Source organism: Vibrio eleionomae, assembly GCF_009874545.1.
Lineage (GTDB): Bacteria > Pseudomonadota > Gammaproteobacteria > Enterobacterales > Vibrionaceae > Vibrio > Vibrio nitrifigilis.
The window spans coordinates 1-23,335 of the sequence record NZ_WEKT01000018.1; the positions used below are offsets into that span (position 1 = coordinate 1).

Sequence of the window (23,335 nt, forward strand, 5' to 3'; positions counted from 1 at the left end):
CGTTCAATCTGAGCCATGATCAAACTCTTCAATTAAAAGTTTTTTGTGGCTCAATGAATACTGAATAAATTGACTGTGCCAAGACCGAAGTCTTGATTGGTCACTCAGTTCATTGAAACCAATTGGAAACCGAAGTTTCTCATTTGATTATCATCAACGAGTGCCCACACAGATTGATAGGTTTAAATTGTTAAAGAGCTTTCTTTCTCAGTAACTTAAGTCACGTTGAAAGAGGCGGCTATTTTAGCGAGATAAAATGTCGTGTCAAACACTTTTTTCATTTTATTTTCAGAAGCTTTTCAGCTTGCTAATCTAACCTTGCTTTCCTCAGCAGTGCTTGTTGAAGCTTTGCCGTGTCAGCGAGGGGGCATTATAGAGATCGAGCTTACATTGGCAAGTGCTTTTTTAAATTTTTTTTGATTTTTTATTTGTTTGAGTACTTTTCGATCACAACGGTCTATTTATCGCCAAAATAACGCTCTAATATGGAGTATTCGTCATTAAGGAGCCCTTATGAATCCAATCAGAAGCTACAAAGGAATAGCCCCTTCTATTCACGACAGCGTGTATATAGATGAAAGCGCCGTTATTGTTGGTGATGTTCGCATCGAAGAAAACGCTAGTATTTGGCCTCTCGTTGCGGCTCGAGGTGATGTTAATCATATCCAGATTGGAGCCAGAACCAACATCCAAGATGGGACGGTTCTACATGTCACTCATAAAAGCAATGAAAATCCGGGGGGCTACCCTCTTCTCATTGGCGACGATGTCACCATCGGTCATAAGGTCATGTTGCATGGGTGCACGATAAAAGACCGAGTACTCGTTGGGATGGGTGCGATTGTATTAGACAACGTAATAATAGAAAGTGATGTTATGGTGGGAGCGGGAAGTTTAATCCCTCCAGGTAAAACTCTTGAGAGTGGTTACCTATATATGGGCAGCCCTGTCAAAAGGGCCCGCCCATTAACAGACAAAGAGAAGCAATTTCTTCTTAAATCTGCCGCTAATTATGTTGCAACAAAAAATGAGTACATTAATGATGTTAAGCCAGTGAAATCTTAACTTCTATTTCACCAGCTTCGTTATAGCGGTCATCTTCAATAAGCTCCTCTGCTAACTCTTCAATATCAAAACGTAATGAAGAGAATACTTGCAGCGCTTGCTGACCGCTAGTGATGACCATACCACTCAGAGCTTCTAAGCCACCTTTATCAATCCAGCACTCTATTAATGCTCCCGATTGCTGAGCTGTAAAACCAACACTTTGACGCGCCTCATCCCAGTGTTGGATATCCGTAAATAAAATGGATTGATTCATTATAAACCTTCTAGGTTTCTTCTTAATTCGAACAAAACTTGCTTTATACCCGGACGTAGCCCACGCCATAGCATAAAACTCTCAGCAGCCTGACCCACCAGCATACCTAAGCCATCGTAAGCATTGGCACACCCTTGTTCAACTGCCCATTGATTAAAAACCGTGAGCCCTTTGCCATACATCATGTCGTACGAAACAGTTGTAGGAGTAAAAATGGCAGTAGAAATAGAAGGTAATTTTCCATCTAAGCTAGCTGACGTTGAGTTGATAACAAGATCATACCCACTATCAATACTTTCCATCGGTACGGCGCTAACTACCCCATATTCTTTAAATTGCTCTGCCAATTGCTCTGCTTTGGTAAAAGTGCGATTGGTAATCGTAATACTCGCTGGTGAATGATCGAGTAATGGTTTAATCACACCGCGGGCAGCACCACCAGCGCCGATAAGCAAAATACGACGCCCCTCTAACGGCACTTGGTGCACTAATAAATCTTGCACAAGCCCTTCACCATCAGTGTTATCACCAATAATGATGCCATCATCCAGTTTCTTTAATGTATTAACCGCTCCCGCAAGTTGTGCTCTTTCGGTTAAACGATCAGCAAATTTATAGGCTTCTTCTTTAAATGGAACAGTGATATTGCACCCCTTTCCACCATGAGAGAAAAAATCTGTCGCAGCTGCAACGAAACCATCAACGGGTGCAAGTTGAGTACTATATTCCATATGCTGATTGGTTTGGCGCGCAAACAGAGAATGAATTAAAGGGGATTTACTATGTCCGATAGGGTTACCAAATACCACATACCGATCGTTACTATTCGCCATATCCTTGCCTATTAAAAAAGGGTCACTCACTTGACCCTATCACTCTGGCTTATCTCTGTCACCACTCTCGGGGCACAAGATATTCCTGTAGTTTGGCTTCTGCACTGTTCGCTTCTGGTTCATAACCATATTCCCAGCGTGCAAGCGGCGGCATAGACATCAATATTGATTCAGTACGACCACCCGTTTGTAGGCCAAATAAGGTCCCTCGGTCGAACACTAAGTTAAACTCCACATAACGACCACGACGGTACAATTGGAACTGGCGCTCTTTTTCAGCAAACGGAGTATCCTTCCGTTTGTTAATGATAGGTACATAAGCCTTGATGTATCCTTCACCTACCGCCTTAATGTAATCAAAGCACGTCGCAAAATCCCATTGGTTTAGATCATCAAAAAATAATCCACCGATACCGCGCGTTTCTTCACGATGTGGTAAATAGAAATAGTCGTCACACCACTTTTTATGTTCGGCATAAACCTGCTCTCCAAATGGAGCACAAAGATCTTTAGCTTGCTGATGCCAAAATTGACAATCTTCCTCGAATGGATAAAAAGGCGTTAAATCAAATCCACCGCCAAACCACCAAATCGGATCTTCCCCTTCTTTTTCAGCAATAAAGAAACGAACATTAGCGTGAGACGTTGGCACATAAGGATTAGTGGGATGAATAACAAGAGACACTCCCATCGCCTCAAAGTGACGGCCCGCTAATTCAGGACGATGAGCGGTCGCAGAGGCGGGCATTTGTTTTCCGGTAACATGGGAAAAATTAACGCCCCCTTGTTCAATAACGCCCCCTTGTTTCATTACTCTAGAGCGGCCACCGCCCCCTAACCGCTCGCCAGGTTCGCGGTTCCAAGCGTCTTCCACAAATACCGCTTTACCATCAGCCATCTCTAATTGCTGACAAATGTGATCTTGTAAAGACAATAAAAACTGTTTTACTGCCTCTTTATTAATGGCTGTCATGCTTTCTCCTTCATCAGGGCTTCGATTTATTATGTGTGTTGAGCACTAGCCCTTTCTTAGAATAGTGAGTGTCTTTGCATCGCGAATTTCACTCGGTTTTAGTTTTCCACCGGTTTCTCCCGCAAGAATAGCAACAAGTTGGTCCCCTAGCTGCTGTTCCACCTCTTCAGTCGTCATACAAGGTGGCTGACCAGACAAATTGGCACTCGTAGAAGTGATGGGTTTACCGTAGGCTAGGCATAACTCCTTCACTAAGGGATGATCAGTCACTCGAACAGCGATGGTATCAAACTGACCACTGACCCAGTGAGAGACACGCTCACTCGCAGGCATAATCCAAGTGACATGTCCGGGCCAGCTTTCCTTTACACGAGCCAATTGCTCAGCTGTCAGTTGTTCTTCTTTTATATAGGGAATAAGCTGCTGGTATGTTGCTGCAATGAGGATCAAGCCTTTTTCAACAGGGCGCTTCTTCAACGCCAGTAACTTTTCTACGGCACTAATATTATCGGGATCACACCCTACGCCAAAGACCCCTTCTGTCGGATAGGCAAGCACTTCGCCAGCAGTTAATGCTTGCACGGCTTGTTCAACGTTTTTCACTCTCATATCCTAAGCTGCTTAGTATTCTTAGACCATAGTGTACAAATTATCCGTTTGATCACCTAAAGCAAATTACGCCGAATCTCAAATGAACGAGGAAGACGATGGCGCAAACGTTTGCTTGAGATAAAAATCCTCGTATAATGCGCGACGTTCGCTCAGTTATTTTACAAGCTTGAAGGAGTTGGAGATGAAAGTTGGAATTATCATGGGTTCTAAGTCAGATTGGCCGACCATGAAACTCGCAGCAGAAATGCTAGACAAATTTGGTGTTGAGTACGAAACCAAAGTGGTTTCAGCGCACCGTACCCCTCAACTTCTGGCTGACTATGCAACCAGTGCCAAAGAGCGTGGTATTAAAGTGATTATTGCTGGTGCTGGCGGTGCTGCTCACTTACCAGGTATGACAGCCGCATTCACTAGTGTTCCAGTTCTTGGTGTTCCAGTACAGTCTCGTGCACTGAAAGGTATGGATTCTCTGCTTTCTATCGTACAAATGCCCAAAGGTATTGCCGTTGGTACACTAGCCATTGGTGAAGCAGGCGCCGCAAACGCAGGTATTCTTGCCGCACAAATTATCGGTACCCATGATGAAACTGTCATGGCCAAAGTTGAAGCGTTCCGTACCGAACAAACTGAAACCGTACTCGCTAACCCAAACCCTGAAGAGGAATAAGTGATGCACGTTTTGGTACTAGGTTCTGGTCAACTTGCACGTATGATGTCTCTTGCAGGCGCACCACTGAATATTACGTTGTCAGCCTATGATGTCACTACCGATAGAGTAGTACATCCTCTCACTCAAACTCCTATTGAGCAAACTCTGGATCAAGCCATTGCAGATGCTGATGTCATCACCGCAGAATTCGAACATATCCCACACGATATCTTAGCTATCTGTGAGAAAAGCGGTAAATTCTTACCAAGTAGTGAAGCGATCAAAGCAGGTGGTGACCGCCGTATCGAAAAAGCACTCCTTGATACCGCGAACGTAAAAAATGCCAAATACTATGTCATTAATACTCGTGATGATTTTGATGCAGCCATAGAGCACGTGGGTATCCCAATGGTGCTCAAAAGTGCATTAGGTGGTTACGATGGTAAAGGCCAATGGCGCTTAAAAGAGCTCAGCCAAATTGATGAAATCTGGACTGAAATGCAAGAATGCATTGCTGCATCCGATAACCAAGCGATTGTTGCTGAACAATTTATACCTTTTGACCGTGAAGTATCTCTTGTTGGTGCTCGTGGTGTAAATGGCGATGTTGTGGTTTATCCATTGGCAGAAAACATCCATGTTAACGGTGTATTGAGCCTATCAACGGCGATTGATGCTCCTGAATTGCAGCAACAAGCAAAATCGATGTTTACTGCTGTCGCTAACCAGCTCAATTATGTGGGTGTACTTGCGATCGAATTCTTTGATGTGGATGGTCAATTGCTGGTGAATGAGATTGCCCCTCGCGTTCATAATTCAGGTCACTGGACTCAACAAGGCGCTGAAGTTTGCCAATTTGAAAATCATCTTCGTGCGGTATGTGGTATGCCGTTAGGTAGCACCAAGTTGGTACGCGAGACATCGATGATTAATATCCTTGGTGAAGATTCCTTGCCGCAAGAGTTGTTAGCGATGGAAGGCTGCCATATTCACTGGTACGGGAAATCAAAACGCCCTGGCCGTAAAATGGGTCACATCAATATCACTGCAGATTACACAGGCGAACTACAACGTAAACTGTGTGAACTTGCGAAGTTACTAGATAAAGAGGCTTTTCCTGCTGTTCACGAAGTCGCCGAGCACATTAAAGCGTAAATTTATCAGTTTTGTATAACAAAAGACGGCGCTCAATTGAGCGCCGTCTTTTTTGTTATTTATCTGTTACTGCTCGTCAGAGCTTGTCTCTTGCGATTGTATATGACCACATTTGCGATCAGCACATTGGTACTTCACACCTTGCGCTGTTTTCTTTTCAACCAACAGCGGAAAACCACACTTTTCACACACACCCGCAACAGGGGGCTGATTAACTGCAAACTTGCATTTAGGATATTGGTCACAGGCATAAAACATTTTCCCGAAGCGATTTTTACGCTCAATGAGATGTCCCTTACCACACTCAGGACACACAATATCACTTGCAACTGGCTCTTCGTCTGGACCATCAATTGATTCAATATGATGGCAGTCAGGGTAATTACTGCAGCCAATAAACATACCATAACGACCTTGGCGTAATACCAACTCATGGCCACATTCAGGGCATGGAACCCCTAACTCTTTTACAATATGCCCATCATTATTATGAGATGTTTTGATGTAATCGCAGGTTGGATAGTCACTACAACCTAAGAATGGACCATGTTTACCATGGCGTATAACAAGTGGCTTACCACATTTAGGGCAAGGCTCCTCAGAAGCCTTGCCTGTGGATGAAAATAATTGCTGATCGATTTTACTGCTCATATACCAACGTTGACCTAGTGAAGAATGCCTTGTTCTTTGCTGTACAAAAGCTCTTCCATCAAGGTGTACGCATTTTCGTTACCGGGAACATTGAATAGAACCATTAAGATAATCCATTTCAGGTCATCGAGTTCAAATTCATTGGTTTCCAGCCCCATGACTCGATCGATCACCATTTCACGAGTTTCAGAGGTCAGCACTTTTATCTGCTCAAGAAACAGCAAGAATCCTCGGGATTCGCGATCTAAACGTTCCATTTCTTTTGCAGAAAAAATACGCATGGACGTTGTCGCGCTGGTTGCGATAGCTGAATGTGCATCGGTTTGTTGCAATCCAGCAAGCTCTTCCAACCAGTGAAGGGCTTTATAGATGTCTTTTTGGTGGAACCCTGCACGAAGAAGTTCATCTTCGAGCTCATCTTGATCTACTTGTAACTCTGCATCACTATGGATATAAGTTTCAAACAGATACATTAGAATATCCATCATCATAGCTAGCCCCTCCCCTTACGAATATAGCCACCAGAAACTGCAACCACATGCCCAGAGAGTTCTAACTCTAAAAGCTGCGTCATGACTTCATGCACAGGTATATTGGTCCTGCTTGCAAGAATATCAACTGGTGTGGCTTCTACTCCTACGTTAGCTAACAGCTCGGGAAATGGCAATTGTTCTTCGCTATTTGGGGGTGAAAAAAGTGTAGATTGCTGCATTGTCTGCTGATTAAGCGACCAATTGAGTAATAAATTGAGCTCTTCCACAATTTGCTGAGAGTTTTGCACTAGGCTTGCACCTTGGCGGATGAGTTCATTACTCCCCTGATAATTGGCTTGATAAATAGTACCTGGCAATACAAACACATCTCGGTCTTGCTCAACAGCATAACGTGCCGTAATCAGCGAACCGCTTTTGACGGCTGCTTCGACCACCAATACACCTAAAGATAAACCACTAACAATTCGATTACGGCGAGGAAAGTGCTCTGCCCTAGGTTTCATGTCTGGTCGAAACTCGGAAACCAACGCCCCTGATTCAACAATTCTTGCGGCTAGTTGACGATGGCGGGCTGGATAAATTTGATTCAAACCTGAGCCCAAAACAGCAATGGTTTCACCTTGTCCACTTAATGCTCCATCATGGGCATAACCATCAATACCTAAAGCAAGACCACTGGTTACGACTATCCCTTGCTCAGCCAACTCTCGTCCAAATTGATGAGCGGCTCGTTGACCTTCTACTGTTGCGCCACGACTGCCAACAATCGCAACCTGGGGCTTGTCTAAACAAGAACTGTCTCCCTCTACAAAAAGTACGGGAGGCGCTGAAGAAATTTGTCGTAATAAGGCAGGGTAATGTTCATCAAGTGATGTAATAATCGAACGGTTATCTTTTTGGTTCATCCAGACAAAACACGCATCGACCTCTTTTTTTGCTGCGGAATTAAGATAGTTTATTTGATCGGGTTTTAACCCCAACGCTTGCCATTGCGGGGCAGAGTAGTTCACTAACTTTTCTGGTGCATCCTTACTTAAAAATTTTGCTAACGATTTTGCACCAATACGAGGAGTAAAACTCAGCATTAACCAAGCCGATAACGCATTATCATTTAACACAGTAATGTCTCTCCCAATCAGCGTAGAATAAACCAACCTTTAAGTTTCGACAGGCCATGAGTATCGCCCGGTATAATCTCTTCGTATAAAAAAGCACAAAACCTTACAAAATATAAGGTAAGATAAGCATTCAAATTACCACAAAGAAACACGTAAAATACGTAGATTTTGCGCTTAGATGCTGTCATTTGGGGCTTAAAATGTCTAGAATTGAGCCAATAAGCTTTTAGCTGTTTCGGCACAGTTCAACATTTTGAGTGTATATGTCTGTATTACAAGTATTAACATTTCCCGACGATCGTCTGCGCACTATTGCCAAGCCGGTTGAGAAAGTGACGCCAGAGATTCAAAAAATTGTCGATGACATGATTGAAACCATGTACGACGAGGAAGGTATTGGTCTTGCGGCAACACAAGTCAACGTTCACCAACGTATTGTGGTAATTGATGTTTCTGAAAATCGCGATGAACCAATGGTTTTGATCAATCCTGAAATTATTGAAAAACGCGGTGAAGATGGAATTGAGGAAGGCTGCTTGTCCGTACCAGGGGCTCGTGCTTTAGTTCCTCGAGCAGCAGAAGTTACGGTAAAAGCATTAAACCGTAATGGTGAAGAATATCAATTTGATGCGGATGATTTGCTCGCGATTTGTGTTCAGCACGAACTCGATCACTTGGAAGGTAAATTGTTTGTCGATTACCTATCGCCTTTGAAACGCAAACGTATCAAAGACAAGTTAGAAAAAATCAAACGCGCCAACGAAAAGAATCAAAATTAAGAGTGAGGTCACCTTGAGCCAATCATTACGCATTGTCTTTGCAGGTACTCCGGATTTCGCCGCCCGTCACTTGGCGGCGTTGTTGTCTTCGGAGCATGAAGTTATTGCTGTTTATACCCAACCAGATCGCCCAGCAGGTCGCGGTAAAAAACTAACAGCAAGCCCAGTTAAAAATATCGCTTTAGAAAATAACATTCCTGTTTATCAACCCGTCAATTTTAAATCTGACGAAGCAAAACAAGAATTGGCCGATTTAAATGCTGATCTTATGATCGTGGTGGCTTACGGTCTGTTATTACCGAAGCAAGTGCTTGAGACTCCCAAGCTAGGTTGTATCAACGTCCATGGTTCAATTCTCCCTCGCTGGCGCGGAGCTGCTCCTATTCAACGTTCGATTTGGGCGGGTGATGCAGAAACAGGCGTCACCATCATGCAAATGGATGAAGGGCTCGATACTGGCGACATGCTCAGCATCGCAACCTTACCGATTGAAGCAACAGACACCAGTGCCTCAATGTACGAAAAGCTGGCTGAGCTAGGTCCACAAGCGCTTCTAGACTGTTTAAATGACATTGCTGCTGGCAATGCCGTTGCTGTTAAGCAAGATGATGAACAGGCTAACTACGCGAAGAAACTCAGCAAAGAAGAAGCTCAAATTGATTGGTCCATGGATGCTGCAGCCATTGAACGTTGTGTCCGTGCTTTTAACCCTTGGCCAATGAGTCATTTTTCTATTGAAGACAATCACATCAAAGTGTGGCAAACACGCGTTGAAAAAATGACGACAGATAAACCAGCAGGCACCATCATCAAAGCGGATAAAACTGGTATTTACGTCGTTACAGGCCAAGACGTTCTGGTATTGGAAACGATACAAATTCCAGGTAAACGGGCTATGGCAGTGCAAGACATACTCAACTCTCGTGCTGCTTGGTTTGAAGTTGGCACACAATTGAATTAATCTCGCGACCCTATTCCATAGGGTCGATGTTTTACCAATAGGTTCACCACCATGAATGTTCGCGCCGCGGCTGCTCAAGTGTTATTCCAAGTTGTTGATCAGGGTTACTCTCTATCAGCGGCACTCCCTGCTGCTCAGCAGAAAATCAAACCTCGTGATCACGCACTACTACAAGAAATCTGTTTCGGTGCTCTACGATTTTTACCTCGCTTAGAATCTATCGCAAATGCATTGATGGATAAGCCCTTAAAAGGTAAACAACGTGTATTTCACCATCTGATTCTCGTTGGCATCTATCAACTGAGTTCAATGCGTATTCCAGCTCACGCCGCCGTAGGGGAAACCGTTGAAGCAACAAAGACGCTACGTGGTCCTCGCTTGCGTGGTCTTATTAATGCTGTTTTACGCAACTATCAACGCCAGCAAGAAGAATTGGATGCTAAAGCCATCAGTCATGATGCAGGTAAATATGGTCACCCAAGCTGGCTATTGAAACTGATTAAAAGTAGCTACCCCGAGCAATGGGAGAGCATCGTCGAAGCGAATAATCTTAAGGCACCAATGTGGCTTCGCGTGAACCATAGCCATCATACAGCTCAAGAATACCAAGCAATTCTGGCTGATGAAGGCATAGCGAGCACTCTACATAGCCTAGCGGAAGATGCATTGAAGCTTGAACATCCTTGCGATGTCACCCAACTTCCAGGTTTTGCACAAGGATGGGTATCGGTACAGGATGCGGCAGCACAACTGTCTTATCACTACCTCACACCGAAAAATGGTGAACGTATTCTAGATTGCTGTGCAGCTCCGGGCGGAAAAACTGCCCATATGCTAGAACATATCAAAGCCAAAGAAGTCGTCGCAATCGACAATGATGCCACTCGTTTGAAACGTGTGTATGAAAACCTTGAACGTTTAAATTTAGAAGCAACAGTTATTTGCGGCGATGCACGAAAACCACAAGAATGGTGGCAAGGAGAGCAATTTGACCGTATTCTGCTGGATGCTCCATGTTCAGCAACAGGCGTCATTCGCCGTCACCCAGATATAAAGTGGCTACGCCGCGCTGAAGATATTGAAGTGTTAGCAACACTGCAAAGTGAAATTTTGGATGCAATGTGGCAGCAATTGAAGCCTGGCGGTACGTTAGTTTATGCCACTTGCTCAATTACCCCACAAGAAAATACCTTGCAGGTAAAAGCATTTCTAGAACGAACATCTGATGCTACATTGATGGGTTCTAATCAGGAACATCCTGGCCGTCAAATTCTTCCTGGTGAAGAGGATATGGACGGTTTTTACTATGCCGTTCTAACCAAGCAAGCATAATTGAAAACGGCAAAGGCAGCATTTCGCTGCCTTTGCCATGAATGAAAGAGAACAAGGTATGAAAATCATCATTCTTGGTGCAGGACAAGTTGGCGGCACATTAGCTGAAAACTTAGTCGGTGAAAACAACGACATTACGATCGTCGATAAAAGTAGCGATCGCCTGCGAGAACTACAAGATAAATATGATTTGCGTGTCGTAACAGGTCACGCTAGCCACCCCGATGTACTTCGTGAAGCAGGGGCACAAGATGCCGATATGCTTGTTGCCGTAACGAATACTGATGAAACGAATATGACGGCGTGTCAGGTCGCCTTTTCTCTTTTCAACACCCCAAACCGCGTCGCTCGTATTCGCTCTCCACAATATCTGGCCGAAAAAGAAGCCTTATTCCAATCGGGGGCAGTTCCCGTTGATCACTTAATCGCTCCTGAAGAACTAGTAACGCGTTACATTCGCCGGTTAGTTCAATATCCAGGTGCGCTGCAAGTTGTCAGTTTTGCAGAGGAAAAGGTCAGCTTAGTGGCTGTAAAAGCCTATTATGGTGGCCCACTCGTGGGTAATGCGTTGTCCGCCTTACGTGAACATATGCCGCACATTGATACTCGTGTTGCAGCCATTTTCCGCCAAGGCCGACCGATTCGACCTCAAGGTTCAACCATCATCGAAGCCGACGATGAAGTATTTTTTATCGCAGCCAGTAATCACATTCGCTCCATCATGAGTGAACTACAACGGTTAGAAAAACCTTACCGTCGTATCATGATCGTAGGTGGTGGTAACATTGGGGCAAGCTTAGCCAGAAAGCTAGAACACAGCTATAGCGTTAAGTTGATTGAACGTAGCTATCAGCGCGCAGAACAGCTATCAGAAGAACTAGAAAACACCATCGTATTCTGTGGTGATGCCGCCGACCAAGAGCTGCTCACTGAAGAAAATATCGATCAAGTGGATGTGTTTATTGCTCTCACTAATGAAGATGAAACCAACATCATGTCAGCCATGTTAGCTAAACGCATGGGGGCCAAGAAAGTGATGGTACTGATTCAGCGCAGCGCTTATGTCGATTTAGTTCAAGGAGGTGTGATTGATGTCGCTATCTCACCACAACAAGCCACAATTTCTGCGCTGTTAACTCACGTACGCCGGGCTGATATTGTTAACGTTTCATCCCTTCGCCGCGGAGCAGCAGAAGCAATCGAAGCCGTTGCCCATGGTGATGAAACAACCTCTAAAGTCGTCGGCAGAGAAATTGGTAAAATTAAATTACCTCCAGGTACAACCATTGGGGCGATTGTTCGTGGCGACGAAGTCCTGATTGCACATGATAATGTTGTGATCCAACAAGACGATCACGTCGTCATGTTCCTCGTGAACAAAAAGTATGTTCCAGATGTGGAAGCACTTTTCCAACCAAGCCCATTCTTCCTATAGGTTATCGGCGTCATGCTAAATTTGCGCCCCATTTTATTTGTACTCGGGTTAGTGTTATCTAAACTAGCCCTTTTTATGTATGTACCGACACTGGTCGCTTTTTTTACTGGGACCGGTGGTTTTATTAGCTTTGCTGAAGCAGTCATTATTACTCATATTGGCTCTTTTATCTTGTTGACACTGGGGAGAACCAAAGACTTTCGCCTCAGTGTGAGAGATATGTTTCTTATTACCAGCTTGGTTTGGACGATAGCCAGTGTCTTCGCAGCACTCCCTTTTATGTTCATCAACCACATTAGCTTTACGGATGCATACTTTGAAACCATGTCAGGTATTACGACTACGGGTTCCACCGTATTAAGTGGCTTAGATAACATGGCACCAAGCATTCTGTTATGGCGTTCTATATTACAGTGGTTAGGTGGCGTTGGATTTATCGTAATGGCGGTGGCAATCTTGCCAATGCTCAACGTAGGTGGGATGAGACTGTTCCAAACGGAATCTTCCGATTGGTCAGATAAAAGTAGCCCGAGAGCAAAAACAGTCGCCAAAAATATCGTTTCTGTTTATTTAATACTCACAGGACTTTGTATTCTCGGTTATGTCGCAACAGGTATGACCGTTTTCGAAGCAATTAATCATGCCTTCACCACACTTTCGACCGGTGGATATTCCACCTCTGATGGTTCAATGAATCATTTTTCTAAAGGCGCTCATTGGGTCGCAATTCTCTTTATGTTCCTCGGCGGTTTACCATTTTTGCTTTTAGTAACATCGGTGAGAAAACGTCGTCCTTTAGAAATTTTTCGTGATGCTCAGGTCCGTGGGTTCTTTTGGCTGTTTATTATTTCCAGTTTAATGGTCGCGTTTTGGCTAAATCTGCACAACAACTACCCATTTATGGATGCTCTGCGGGTTTCGATGTTCAATATCGTCTCTGTTGTGACTACCACTGGTTTTGGTTTGGATGATTTTACCGCATGGGGCGCCCTACCCAGCACCTTGTTCATCTTCTTAATGATGACCGGAGCTTGTTCAGGTTCTACCGCAGGGGGAATTAAAATCTTCCGCTTTCAGATTGCGATGGCACTGCTGAAAAAACAAATGATGAACTTGATTCACCCATCAGGCGTTTTCGTTCAGCGCTATAACCAACGCCCAGTCAATGAAGATATCGTTCGTTCTGTTGTCGCCTTTGGGATCACTTTTGGCCTAACGATCATTGTTATTGCTGCGATTTTATCTGCTATGGGTTTAGATCCTTTAACCAGCATTTCAGGCTCGATTACCGCAGTATCCAACGTGGGTCCAGGTATGGGGACTGTTATTGGGCCAACAGGCAATTTTGCTTCTTTACCTGATGCAGCCAAATGGGTGCTGAGCTTTGGTATGTTGATGGGGCGTTTGGAAATTCTGACTATTCTCGTTTTATTCTTCCCTGCCTTTTGGCGTCGTTAAGGAATACTTATGAAAACCTTACTTTCTATTACCTGTCTGGTCTGGACTTCTTTAGCCAGCGCAAGCCAAATAGCCACTTTATCTGATGGCAGGCAGGTTACCTTAAATGATGACTTTACTTGGCAATATGTCGTATCTAAACAGCCGACAAAGTCAGCGAAAACACAGCAGAAATTAATCTCACCTGTCGCGACAATTGCTGCACCAGTAGCCGCTCCCGTCATACACCACTCAATGCCGACCTCGATCATAAACTTAGGGAGTAATAAACCACTATTACAATTAAGTGACTCGGGTGTTGATGTCGTATTGGGAGCAGCAGATTACGATGATGGTGAATTAACTATCCCAACGGTCATCACTAACCAAACACATCAATCAGCCATCCGAATAGATATCGACTGGCAACTGCAAGATGGTCAAGGACACCCATTACAAAGCGGCACTCATACTGTGTGGCAATCCATTAAACGTATGGGTGATACCTACCTGCGACCACAAACATCAGCCGATGGTAAACCTCTCAATATCGAGGTTACCCAGCTCAAGCAATATCAACTAAAAGCCAAAATCACCCAAGTAGAAATGCGTTAAACAGGCTGAATATAGAGATAAATTGCTAAGAAATGGCAGGCGCATCCAGCTAACACGAATCCATGCCATATGGCATGATTAAACGGAATGCGTTTTGCCACATAAAAAATGACGCCAAGCGAATACACCACACCACCTGCCGCTAACAACGTTAAACCGCCAATATCGATATGGATAGCTAGTTGGTATATCACCACCAGCGATAACCACCCCATCAATAAATAGGTAATAAGAGAGGCGCGCTTGAAGCGATAAACAAACGCCACTTTCATGACTATGCCAATCAGAGCAATGGCCCAAATGACGATCATCAGTCCGATCGCTAAAGGCGTTCTTAAACCAACCAATAGAAATGGGGTATAGCTACCAGCGATCAAAAGGTAAATAGCGCAATGATCAAACGTTTTTAACCAACGTTTCGCTTTTTGGTGCGGAATGGCATGGTAGAGCGTTGACGCTAAAAATAGAGCAATCATGCTGCCACCATAAATACTCATACTCGTAATGGTTAATGCATCGGCACTATGATTAATGGCTTTGAGCAGTAATAACACCAAACCGACAATGCCTAGCACCAAACCTAGACCATGGCTCAGCGCGTTAGCTATTTCTTCTTTAAGGCTATAATTAGAACTCGACATAAGCACCTTTTACTTTCTCTCTTACCATTTTTACTTAAGAGTTATTGGGCGTAATGTGAGTATGACACACTCAGCTTACACATGTAAGCTGAGTGTGTTAACAATCCGTGAACTTTAACCACACTAATCGGCTATTCAACTTCTAGCTCACATTGATCTAATACCGTAAGAATTTGTTGCGCCGCATCTTCAGGCAAAGATGCATTGGAGAAAGTTAGGTGTGTTCGGTAATTTCCCATTTCAACTTCTCGAGCCAGCATCGTCTGCTCTCCTCGTTGTGGGCGATCCACATCTAACCATACTTGTAAGGTATACTGGTCACGATACGTAATTATCTCTAGTTCTCGAACCACACCATGGTATGGACCATCGGTGGGAATAAGCTCAAACTCCTGCACAAATGGGAAAGCGATACCATCCATTGCTTCACATTCTGCTTGGCGTAGACGGAGCCCTTTCGCTTCCAAGCGACCAAAAATACCATCTAACAATGAATCTGGCCTAATCGTCACCGCTTGGTTATCTTGAACATCAGACTGTTCAGAGTCACCCAATGATGTCTCTAACCAGACTTTCGCATCGCCAATAGTAACCGGGGTGTTCCACGGCACGGTGATTTGAGCTTGGATATTTTTTTCTTCACCCGAAGACAACATAAAAGGTTCTTGTAATGACCAATTAGCTAAGGTGTAAGTTTCTGTGGAGCGCTGGACAAGAGGAATAACATCAGCGTCAGTCTCTGATAGGGATTCAGCGATATAACGACAGCGTAATTTTAACTCAATACGCTCGATTTGCTGTTCATGGGCGCCACCATAAACGTGGATATGGATAGCGACAGTTTGCCCCGGATACAACACGTCTTGCTGCAGTATAGGATCTACTTTTGCAGCACCAATTCCAAAGCTTGAGAGGGTCTTTTTCAGTAAGGACATACACACCTCCAATCATTGAGTCAAAATTTATACTATCGATAAAAGTAGGTAAAACTCAATACGAAAGTAACAAACTTGTTATACAAATTATTACCTCGCTTGGTAATCAGCAGCTTGCGTAAAAATAGGCTGAGTTGTGCAAAACATGGGGCTATACATGATTTATGTCTACATCTTTAGTCGAATATATGTCGAAAAAATAATGGTCAAGTATCGACCAATTATGAGCAAGGTGATACTCTCGCGTTGATGTGACTTCACATCAAGTCCTAGGGAACTATTAAGGAACGGCACTTGCCAGTGAGCTACCCTTCACCACTTCGCAGTATGAAGCTCAACTCGTAGTTATCTAGGGATATTTGCGGCAATGGACATGCCTGACAGTTAGGTAAAAGAATGCGACCAGCAACCGTCAGGTTTTCTCAACCCAACCGTGGTGCATCGCGTCGTCGTAACGGCTTCGCATACACAACAGTTGTTAAAAAAACCTCACCTGCAGCTACTCCTGTTGAACACAGCGTCTATCACGCTCCAACAGAAACAAAAGTAGTGAAAGCAGCGTAATTGAAAAGCGCAGTGATCCTGCGCTTTTTTATTTATCCCTCATTGGTATTCCCAACACAATTTGATACCTTTAAACAAAATCATTACAAAAATTGTGGAGAAAGCCATGACTTGCCATCGTGTGGAAGAGTTACTCGAATTACTGCAACCCGAATGGGATAAAGACTCTGAAATGAACTTAGTTCAGTTTCTCATCAAACTTGCTGAAGAAGCGGGATTTGAAAAACCATTGGAAGAGCTCACTGACGATATTCTGATTTACCACTTAAAAATGCGAAACAGCGATAAAACTGCAGCAATTCCTGGTCTTCAAAAAGACTACGAAGAAGATTTCAAAACCGCTATTTTACGTGCTCGCGGTCTCATTGATTAATTTCCAGCATCACTCTAAGCAGCTCGATGAGCTGCTTTTCTTTACTAATATCTCAACCCCAACAGCACTTCTTATTTATCACAACCAAAACTTATTAAGCATTATTCATTCAGCATGGTTAGAATAAGGGCAACACTCATGTTTGAATAAAAGCCTTATGACTCAAGCCACATTCAATTTCGATGCACTCACTCCAGACTTCATGTGGTATGCATTAGAAAGTATCGGCATTCGCGCTGAATCCGGACTTCTCGCTCTAAATAGCTATGAGAACCGGGTTTACCAATTTGTCGATGAAGATCGTCACCGCTACGTAGTGAAATTTTATCGTCCGGATCGTTGGAGTGAGGCACAAATTCTCGAAGAGCATCAGTTTGCTTCTGAACTCGAAGAGCAAGAGATACCTCTTGCAGCGCCACTAGTCTTTCACGGCACAACACTACATGAATATCAAGGCTACCGCTTTGCACTCTTTAATAGCGTCGGCGGACGCCAATTTGAGGTTGATAATGAAGAACAGCTCGAATGGGTTGGTCGCTTTCTTGGGCGAATTCACAAAGTTGGCTCAACAAGACCATTTACTCACCGGCCAACCTTAGGTCTAGATGAATACTTATATCAACCCAAGCAAATTCTGCAAAACGCTGACTTTGTTCCACTACACCTACAAAACTCGTTCTTTAATGATCTCGATATGTTAATAAAAGAGATCGAACAACATTGGAACAATGACTACACGCCTATTCGTTTGCATGGCGATTGTCATCCCGGCAATATTTTATGGCGAGATGGGCCAATGTTTGTCGATTTAGACGACGCTCGTAATGGCCCGGCAATACAAGATCTCTGGATGTTACTTAATGGGGAACGTGCAGATAAGCTGGTACAACTTGATATTTTGCTTGAAGGTTATCAAGAGTTTTGCGATTTTAATGTTAATCAATTGAAACTAATCGAGCCACTGCGTGGTCTACGAATGGTGCACTATATGGCTTGGCTAGCAAAACGCTGGAATGATCCTGCTTTTCCTCTTGCCTTTCCATGGTTTAATGATCCGAAATATTGGGAAAGCCAAGTGTTGGCCTTTAAAGAGCAACTTTTTGCACTTGCAGAAGCACCTCTGTCTTTGATGCCTCAATGGTAGCTGCTAGTTAAGAATTAATGGAGTAAATAATGAAAAAGCTGTTTGCACTTGCTGCAACTCTAATGTTAAGCCTATCGGCTCACGCCGCTCAATTTAAAGCAGGGGTGAATTACACTGAACTTGATCAACCCCATTCTGAACAACCTAGTGTGGTAGAATTTTTCTCATTCTACTGCCCACACTGCCACGCTTTTGAGCCAATCATGTCAAAGATTAACAGTCATCTTGGCAAAGGCATCACACTAGAGAAAAGCCATGTATCATTCATGGGTGGCAACATGGGTTTCAATATGAGTAAAGCCTTTTTCACCATGGTTGCTTTAGATGTACAAGATAAAATGATTCCTGTTATGTTTGCGCAAATCCATGATTTACGTAAGCCACCAAAAAATGTTGAAGAACTACGTCAAATATTCGTTGACCACGGTGTAGACGGTAAAAAGTTCGACGATGCTTTCAATAGCTTTGCCGTTGATTCAATGGCTCGTCGTTCAGATAAAAACTTCCAAGACTTTGGCCTACAAGGCGTGCCTTCTGTTGTCGTTAACAACAAATACCTAGTAAAAATGGGCAGCATCAAGTCTATTGATGAATTTTACGACCTTGTGAATTACCTTACTAAACTGTAATTCAGCTTGAATGTTTAAACAAAAAGGGAGCCATTGGCTCCCTTTTGTTCGATTTATAGTTCAGTCTTTATGAATACGCTTTAACGTTTCATCTTTTCGTTCCCACACTTGGTGTAACCACTGATTAAATTGCCGCTTATAGGGCTTATCATTGAAGTAATCACCAGTTACTTGCTCATCGACTGGCAGCACGTTTACTTTAACCACAATTCTCTTCATTCTTCCCATCAGCATATCGCGAAAAGGTTTATCAAGGTTATCGGGATAGGCAAGAGTGACATCAATAATATTTTCAAACTGATCTCCCATTGCCGCTAATGTATAGGCAATACCACCCGTTTTAGGTTGTAAAAGATGCTGATAAGGAGAACGACTGCTTTTACGTTTCATGGGGGTAAAACGAGTGCCTTCCACGTAGTTCACCACCGTAGTTGGGTTATATTTGAATTTTTCACATGAACGACGTGTTGTTTCTAAATCTTGACCACGTTTTTCAGGGTGACGTAATAAATACTCTCGAGAATAACGGCGCATAAATGGCATATCTAAAGCCCAGCAAGCCATTCCAACAAATGGCACATAAAGCAACTGCTGCTTTAGAAAAAACTTTGGCATTGGGACTCGATCTTTGAATACGCTGCACAACACAACGATATCGGTCCAACTTAAGTGATTACTGATCATTAAGTACCAGCCATCTTTCTTTAACGCGTCTAACCCATCAATATCCCATTCAACTCGATTAGACATTGCCAAAATACCAGTATTCACTGTTGCCCATAACCACATGGACTTATCTGCCATGCGCGTAGCTGCGCGCTTTAACTTTGCGGTAGGGAGAAATAATTTTACGATCGCAACCAAGCAGATAAATATCGAATTTACTGCAGTATTAAGTAAAACCAGTAGCACATTAATAATTAGGAGTGGGTAAGCCAGCATAATACAACTAAAAAAGAGACGAAAAAAACAGCGTGTAATTATACTAGCTTAGTGTGTTTATGAAATATTTCTTTCTATGGTCAGACTACTAGACAGATTGAGCCGTTAACTGTTTTAGCAGCCTATCCATCGCTCGATACCCTAATACCTCTGCGAGATGGGAACGCTGAATATGCTGCTCTCCCTGCAGATCAGCAATAGTACGTGCTACCTTAATAATTCGATGGTAAGCCCGTATAGATAACCCTAACCGGTGCAACGCAGTTTCTAAAAACTCTGCATCTTCCTTATTTAAAGGACAATATTGCTCAATTTCTCGACTTTGCAGCAATGCATTCACTTTACCGCAACGAGATAACATCACTTCGCGTGCTCTTAGTACACGCAAACGAACTTGTTTCGTGGATTCTCCGCGTTCTCCACCATTAGCTAACGTTCCTTTAGGCAAAGCAGGAATCTCTATCGACATATCAAACCTATCCAACAATGGCCCGGATAGGCGGCTTAAATAACGTAAAATAACTTGAGGATTAGCTCGAGCTTGGCTCCCTTCATAATATCCAGTCGGACTAGGGTTCAACGCTCCTACCAGTTGAAAACGCGCGGGAAAACGCGTTTTTCCTTGTGCACGAGAAATAATAATTTCACCCGATTCTAAAGGTTCTCGCAGAGAATCTAGAACCTTACGCTCAAACTCTGGCATTTCATCGAGGAACAGCAGCCCATTATGCGCTAAAGAAATCTCTCCAGGCCGAGGCACGCTGCCTCCTCCGACTAGAGCAGCCATTGAACTGGAGTGATGAGGCGATCGAAACGGTCGAGTCTTCCAGTTGTGTTGATTGATATCTTGCTGAGTCAATGACGCGACCGACGCACTTTCCATCGCTTCATCATCACTCATTTCAGGTAATAAATCACACAAACGCGAAGCTAACATCGTTTTGCCTGTTCCCGGAGGACCAACAAACAACAAATTATGATTCCCCGCAGCGGCAATTTCTAATGCCCGTTTGCCCTGCTGCTGGCCAATAATATCTTGCAAATCTCGCGTAGGTACCAAATCAATCGCTCGAGCTGGCGTTTGGAAGAGAGATAAGGTTTTTTGCCCACAAAGTTGAGCGCACACATCAAGTAACGTCGGGGCGGATTTGTGTAAGTCCTGCCCAACTAAGGCAGCTTGATCACCATTTGCCTCTGGCACCACCAAACATCGCTGTGCTTTTTTCACAGCCAAAGCTGCAGGTAATACTCCCTTCACAGGACGAATATCACCCGACAACGCCAGTTCGCCTAAAAACTCATAATGATCTAACTGAGTCATCGGGATTTGCTCAGATGCGGCCAAAATTCCCAGAGCAATCGGCAAATCAAATCGGCCACCTTCTTTAGGTAAATCAGCAGGCGCTAGATTGACGGTTATTTTCTTTGATGGAAACTCAAAACGAGAATTAACAATGGCACTACGCACGCGATCGCGAGACTCTTTGACCGTCGTTTCAGGCAATCACACCAATGTAAACCCTGGCATACCATTACTGATGTGCACTTCAACTGTAACAGAAGGAGCTTCTACCCCAACACTGGCTCGGCTATGAATAATTGCAAGTCCCATCATTAACTACCTTTTTAGTCAAATATTCCATGTAGGAATATATAGTTATTCACATAATCCAAATGGATATATACACCATGAGTAAAAAGGAAGAATATGAAAAAAGAATGAGTTTTTGCTTGTCAGATAACAGAATAATGTGATAACACTAGGGGTACAGGATATTTCTTAACAACAACACGATTAATTTAAGAAAATACACAATGATTTTTAACGCACACAACCTCTCAATTAGCCTTATTCTCGTGGTCATTATTGGCACCGCGCGGGGGCTTGTGGGCGCTAGGTAAACCACTAAATTTTAAAACCCCCGCACTGAAAAGTCCGGGGGTTTTTTTACAACTAAAGACAGACAAAAATTAGCCAACCTGACTGCAGAGTAGTCAAAAAGAACCGGAAGAATGGGAGTGGCACATGAAGTGCAAACACAACACAACAACAAGCTACGACAGACAGCGTAGCAAAGGGGAGAGACGATGACCGGAGCACAATTAGTCGTAGCTGCCCTTAAACAGCAAGGAATCCAAACCGTATTTGGATATCCTGGCGGCGCAATCATGCCAATCTATGATGCGCTATACGATGGAGGCGTTGAACACGTTTTATGTCGTCACGAACAAGGGGCAGCCATGGCCGCCATCGGTATGGCAAGGTCCACACAAAGCGTCGCCGTTTGTATGGCAACCTCAGGACCAGGAGCCACTAACTTAGTCACTGGCCTTGCTGATGCCTTTTTAGATTCGGTACCTTTGGTGGCTATAACAGGGCAAGTCGCTAGTTCCCATATAGGGACAGACGCCTTCCAAGAAATGGATGTAATCGGTATGTCCCTTTCTTGTACTAAACACAGTTACCTTGTTACCGATATCGAAGAACTTGCTCCAACCCTCGCCGAAGCTTTCGAAGTTGCTCAATCTGGTCGCCCTGGCCCTGTGATTGTCGATATAGCTAAAGACGTACAATTAGCTGCTGCACCAAGCGAAATCCTACCGAACGTCACCCCACCAGCCATTCCTGTTGTTGAACCATTGCAACTCGCACAAGCCCAAGAGCTTATTGCTAATAGCCAGCATCCTGTTCTTTATGTGGGTGGTGGTGTGCAACTTGCCAAAGCAACTGATACCGTTCGTCAGTTCTTGCACATGAACCCAATGCCATCGGTCAGCACATTAAAAGGCTTAGGCACTATCGAGCGTAACGACCCTCATTATCTGGGAATGCTGGGTATGCATGGGACTAAAGCCGCCAACTTTATTGTTCAAGATTGTGACTTGTTGATTGTAGTCGGTGCTCGCTTTGATGACCGCGTGACAGGTAAACTAGACACCTTTGCTCCAAAAGCTAAAGTCATCCATATCGATATTGATGCGGCTGAGTTCAATAAATTACGTAAAGCAAACGCAGCACTTCGTGGGGATATTAATCTTATCCTTCCTCAATTAGAGCTGAACCACGACATCTCATCTTGGTTAACACACAGTGAAAACCTTCGCTCTGAACATAAATGGCGTTACGACCATCCGGGCGAAGCTATCTATGCTCCACTATTGTTAAAACAGCTGTCAGACATGATGCCGGATTCTACCGTTGTTTCGACCGATGTTGGTCAACACCAGATGTGGTCCGCGCAACATATCCAGCCAAGACAACCAGAAAACTTTATCTCATCTGCCGGCCTTGGCACTATGGGCTTTGGTTTACCTGCAGCAATGGGAGCAGCAGTTGCCCGCCCTGACGATCAATCCGTTCTGATCTCTGGTGATGGCTCATTCATGATGAACGTGCAAGAATTAGGCACCTTAAAACGTCGCCAAATTCCGGTAAAAATCGTGCTATTGAATAACCAGCGTTTAGGTATGGTTCGTCAATGGCAATCACTCTTTTTTGATGGTCGCCACAGCGAAACGATTTTAGACGACAACCCAGATTTCGTAATGCTGGCAAAAGCGTTTGATATTCCAGGTAAAACCATCACTAAAAAAGAAGAAGTTGAACCTGCACTGCAAGAAATGTTAGCAAGTAAAACTGCTTACCTATTGCATGTTGAAATCGACGAAGAAGAAAATGTATGGCCGTTGGTACCACCAGGTGCATCCAACAGCGACATGTTAGAGAACACATAGGAGAAGT

General features: G+C 43.8%; 24 protein-coding genes and 1 pseudogene. 14 read left to right on the forward strand and 11 right to left on the reverse strand.

Annotated elements, in window-relative coordinates:
- The first annotated feature begins 513 nt into the window (after positions 1-513).
- A complete protein-coding gene (locus F9817_RS11385; RefSeq protein WP_161155600.1) occupies positions 514-1,065 on the forward strand; it encodes a gamma carbonic anhydrase family protein in 552 nt (183 codons plus the stop codon).
- Here the strand turns inward: F9817_RS11385 and F9817_RS11390 are convergent.
- From F9817_RS11390 to tsaC, 4 genes are read right to left on the reverse strand one after another with little or no spacing between them, the layout of a single operon-like run.
- Positions 1,046-1,321 (reverse strand): DUF1488 family protein, encoded by a 276-nt coding sequence (locus F9817_RS11390; RefSeq protein ID WP_161155602.1) that lies wholly within the window; start codon positions 1,319-1,321, stop codon positions 1,046-1,048. The genes F9817_RS11385 and F9817_RS11390 overlap by 20 nt on opposite strands.
- On the reverse strand, positions 1,321-2,154 hold the full coding sequence (gene aroE, locus F9817_RS11395; protein WP_161155604.1) for a shikimate dehydrogenase: 834 nt from the start codon (positions 2,152-2,154) through the stop codon (positions 1,321-1,323). The genes F9817_RS11390 and aroE overlap by 1 nt, the downstream gene beginning before the upstream one ends.
- Before the next feature lie 58 nt (positions 2,155-2,212).
- Complete coding sequence (gene hemF / locus F9817_RS11400; protein WP_161155606.1) at positions 2,213-3,127, reverse strand: oxygen-dependent coproporphyrinogen oxidase; 915 nt, start codon at positions 3,125-3,127, stop codon at positions 2,213-2,215.
- A 45-nt stretch (positions 3,128-3,172) separates the two neighbouring features.
- Complete coding sequence (gene tsaC / locus F9817_RS11405; protein ID WP_345789728.1) at positions 3,173-3,730, reverse strand: L-threonylcarbamoyladenylate synthase type 1 TsaC; 558 nt, start codon at positions 3,728-3,730, stop codon at positions 3,173-3,175.
- Positions 3,731-3,920: 190 nt separating this feature from the next.
- Between tsaC and purE the strand changes: the two genes are divergently transcribed.
- Positions 3,921-4,406, forward strand: a complete 486-nt coding sequence (gene purE, locus F9817_RS11410) for a 5-(carboxyamino)imidazole ribonucleotide mutase (protein ID WP_161155610.1) — start codon at positions 3,921-3,923, stop codon at positions 4,404-4,406.
- A 3-nt stretch (positions 4,407-4,409) separates the two neighbouring features.
- The gene (locus tag F9817_RS11415) at positions 4,410-5,543 is read left to right on the forward strand and encodes a 5-(carboxyamino)imidazole ribonucleotide synthase (RefSeq protein ID WP_161155612.1); all 1,134 of its coding nucleotides are present in this window, start codon (positions 4,410-4,412) and stop codon (positions 5,541-5,543) included.
- Between the two features lie 66 nt (positions 5,544-5,609).
- On the opposite strand, the gene F9817_RS11420 is transcribed toward F9817_RS11415, so the two are convergent.
- Genes F9817_RS11420 through dprA form a run of 3 tightly spaced genes read right to left on the reverse strand, consistent with a single transcriptional unit; the run spans position 5,610 to position 7,773 of the window.
- Positions 5,610-6,194 carry a DNA topoisomerase family protein gene (locus tag F9817_RS11420; protein ID WP_161155614.1) on the reverse strand — a complete coding sequence of 195 codons (585 nt, stop codon included), beginning with the start codon at positions 6,192-6,194 and terminating at the stop codon, positions 5,610-5,612.
- A 14-nt stretch (positions 6,195-6,208) separates the two neighbouring features.
- Complete coding sequence (locus tag F9817_RS11425) at positions 6,209-6,685, reverse strand: DUF494 family protein (RefSeq protein ID WP_161155616.1); 477 nt, start codon at positions 6,683-6,685, stop codon at positions 6,209-6,211.
- A gap of 2 nt (positions 6,686-6,687) precedes the next feature.
- A complete protein-coding gene (gene dprA, locus F9817_RS11430; protein ID WP_161155718.1) occupies positions 6,688-7,773 on the reverse strand; it encodes a DNA-processing protein DprA in 1,086 nt (361 codons plus the stop codon).
- A 296-nt stretch (positions 7,774-8,069) separates the two neighbouring features.
- On the opposite strand from dprA, the gene def reads away from it, so the two are divergent.
- Genes def through F9817_RS11460 form a run of 6 tightly spaced genes read left to right on the forward strand, consistent with a single transcriptional unit; the run spans position 8,070 to position 14,365 of the window.
- Positions 8,070-8,585, forward strand: a complete 516-nt coding sequence (gene def / locus F9817_RS11435; protein ID WP_161155618.1) for a peptide deformylase — start codon at positions 8,070-8,072, stop codon at positions 8,583-8,585.
- A 13-nt stretch (positions 8,586-8,598) separates the two neighbouring features.
- On the forward strand, positions 8,599-9,546 hold the full coding sequence (gene fmt, locus F9817_RS11440; RefSeq protein ID WP_161155620.1) for a methionyl-tRNA formyltransferase: 948 nt from the start codon (positions 8,599-8,601) through the stop codon (positions 9,544-9,546).
- Positions 9,547-9,597: 51 nt separating this feature from the next.
- The gene (rsmB, locus tag F9817_RS11445; protein WP_161155622.1) at positions 9,598-10,878 is read left to right on the forward strand and encodes a 16S rRNA (cytosine(967)-C(5))-methyltransferase RsmB; all 1,281 of its coding nucleotides are present in this window, start codon (positions 9,598-9,600) and stop codon (positions 10,876-10,878) included.
- Between the two features lie 58 nt (positions 10,879-10,936).
- Positions 10,937-12,313, forward strand: a complete 1,377-nt coding sequence (gene trkA, locus F9817_RS11450) for a Trk system potassium transporter TrkA (protein WP_161155624.1) — start codon at positions 10,937-10,939, stop codon at positions 12,311-12,313.
- Between the two features lie 12 nt (positions 12,314-12,325).
- Positions 12,326-13,771: a TrkH family potassium uptake protein gene (locus F9817_RS11455; protein WP_161155626.1), complete on the forward strand. Its 1,446-nt coding sequence runs from the start codon at positions 12,326-12,328 to the stop codon at positions 13,769-13,771.
- Positions 13,772-13,780: 9 nt separating this feature from the next.
- Positions 13,781-14,365: a DUF3157 family protein gene (locus F9817_RS11460; protein WP_161155628.1), complete on the forward strand. Its 585-nt coding sequence runs from the start codon at positions 13,781-13,783 to the stop codon at positions 14,363-14,365.
- Here the strand turns inward: F9817_RS11460 and trhA are convergent.
- Positions 14,362-15,006 carry a PAQR family membrane homeostasis protein TrhA gene (trhA, locus tag F9817_RS11465; RefSeq protein WP_161155630.1) on the reverse strand — a complete coding sequence of 215 codons (645 nt, stop codon included), beginning with the start codon at positions 15,004-15,006 and terminating at the stop codon, positions 14,362-14,364. The two genes, F9817_RS11460 and trhA, sit on opposite strands and share 4 nt — an antisense overlap.
- A gap of 131 nt (positions 15,007-15,137) precedes the next feature.
- Complete coding sequence (locus tag F9817_RS11470) at positions 15,138-15,941, reverse strand: sporulation protein (protein ID WP_161155632.1); 804 nt, start codon at positions 15,939-15,941, stop codon at positions 15,138-15,140.
- A gap of 396 nt (positions 15,942-16,337) precedes the next feature.
- On the opposite strand from F9817_RS11470, the gene F9817_RS23845 reads away from it, so the two are divergent.
- The 4 genes from F9817_RS23845 (at position 16,338) to F9817_RS11485 (ending at position 18,651) form a co-directional block, all read left to right on the forward strand.
- Positions 16,338-16,505, forward strand: coding sequence for a hypothetical protein (locus tag F9817_RS23845; RefSeq protein ID WP_196123489.1), 168 nt, complete (start codon positions 16,338-16,340; stop codon positions 16,503-16,505).
- 106 nt (positions 16,506-16,611) lie between these two features.
- Positions 16,612-16,878, forward strand: coding sequence for a YihD family protein (locus F9817_RS11475; RefSeq protein WP_161155634.1), 267 nt, complete (start codon positions 16,612-16,614; stop codon positions 16,876-16,878).
- 157 nt (positions 16,879-17,035) lie between these two features.
- The gene (locus F9817_RS11480; protein WP_161155720.1) at positions 17,036-18,022 is read left to right on the forward strand and encodes a serine/threonine protein kinase; all 987 of its coding nucleotides are present in this window, start codon (positions 17,036-17,038) and stop codon (positions 18,020-18,022) included.
- Positions 18,023-18,051: 29 nt separating this feature from the next.
- Positions 18,052-18,651, forward strand: coding sequence for a thiol:disulfide interchange protein DsbA/DsbL (locus F9817_RS11485; RefSeq protein ID WP_161155635.1), 600 nt, complete (start codon positions 18,052-18,054; stop codon positions 18,649-18,651).
- Positions 18,652-18,711: 60 nt separating this feature from the next.
- Here F9817_RS11485 and F9817_RS11490 read toward each other — a convergent pair whose 3' ends face one another.
- Both F9817_RS11490 and F9817_RS11495 read right to left on the reverse strand, forming a co-directional pair.
- Positions 18,712-19,593: a 1-acylglycerol-3-phosphate O-acyltransferase, YihG family gene (locus F9817_RS11490; RefSeq protein ID WP_161155637.1), complete on the reverse strand. Its 882-nt coding sequence runs from the start codon at positions 19,591-19,593 to the stop codon at positions 18,712-18,714.
- Between the two features lie 88 nt (positions 19,594-19,681).
- Positions 19,682-21,205 (reverse strand): annotated as a pseudogene (locus tag F9817_RS11495) (YifB family Mg chelatase-like AAA ATPase).
- Positions 21,206-21,681: 476 nt separating this feature from the next.
- Between F9817_RS11495 and ilvG the strand changes: the two are divergent.
- Positions 21,682-23,328, forward strand: coding sequence for an acetolactate synthase 2 catalytic subunit (ilvG, locus tag F9817_RS11500; RefSeq protein ID WP_161155639.1), 1,647 nt, complete (start codon positions 21,682-21,684; stop codon positions 23,326-23,328).
- The last annotated feature ends 7 nt before the right edge of the window (positions 23,329-23,335 follow it).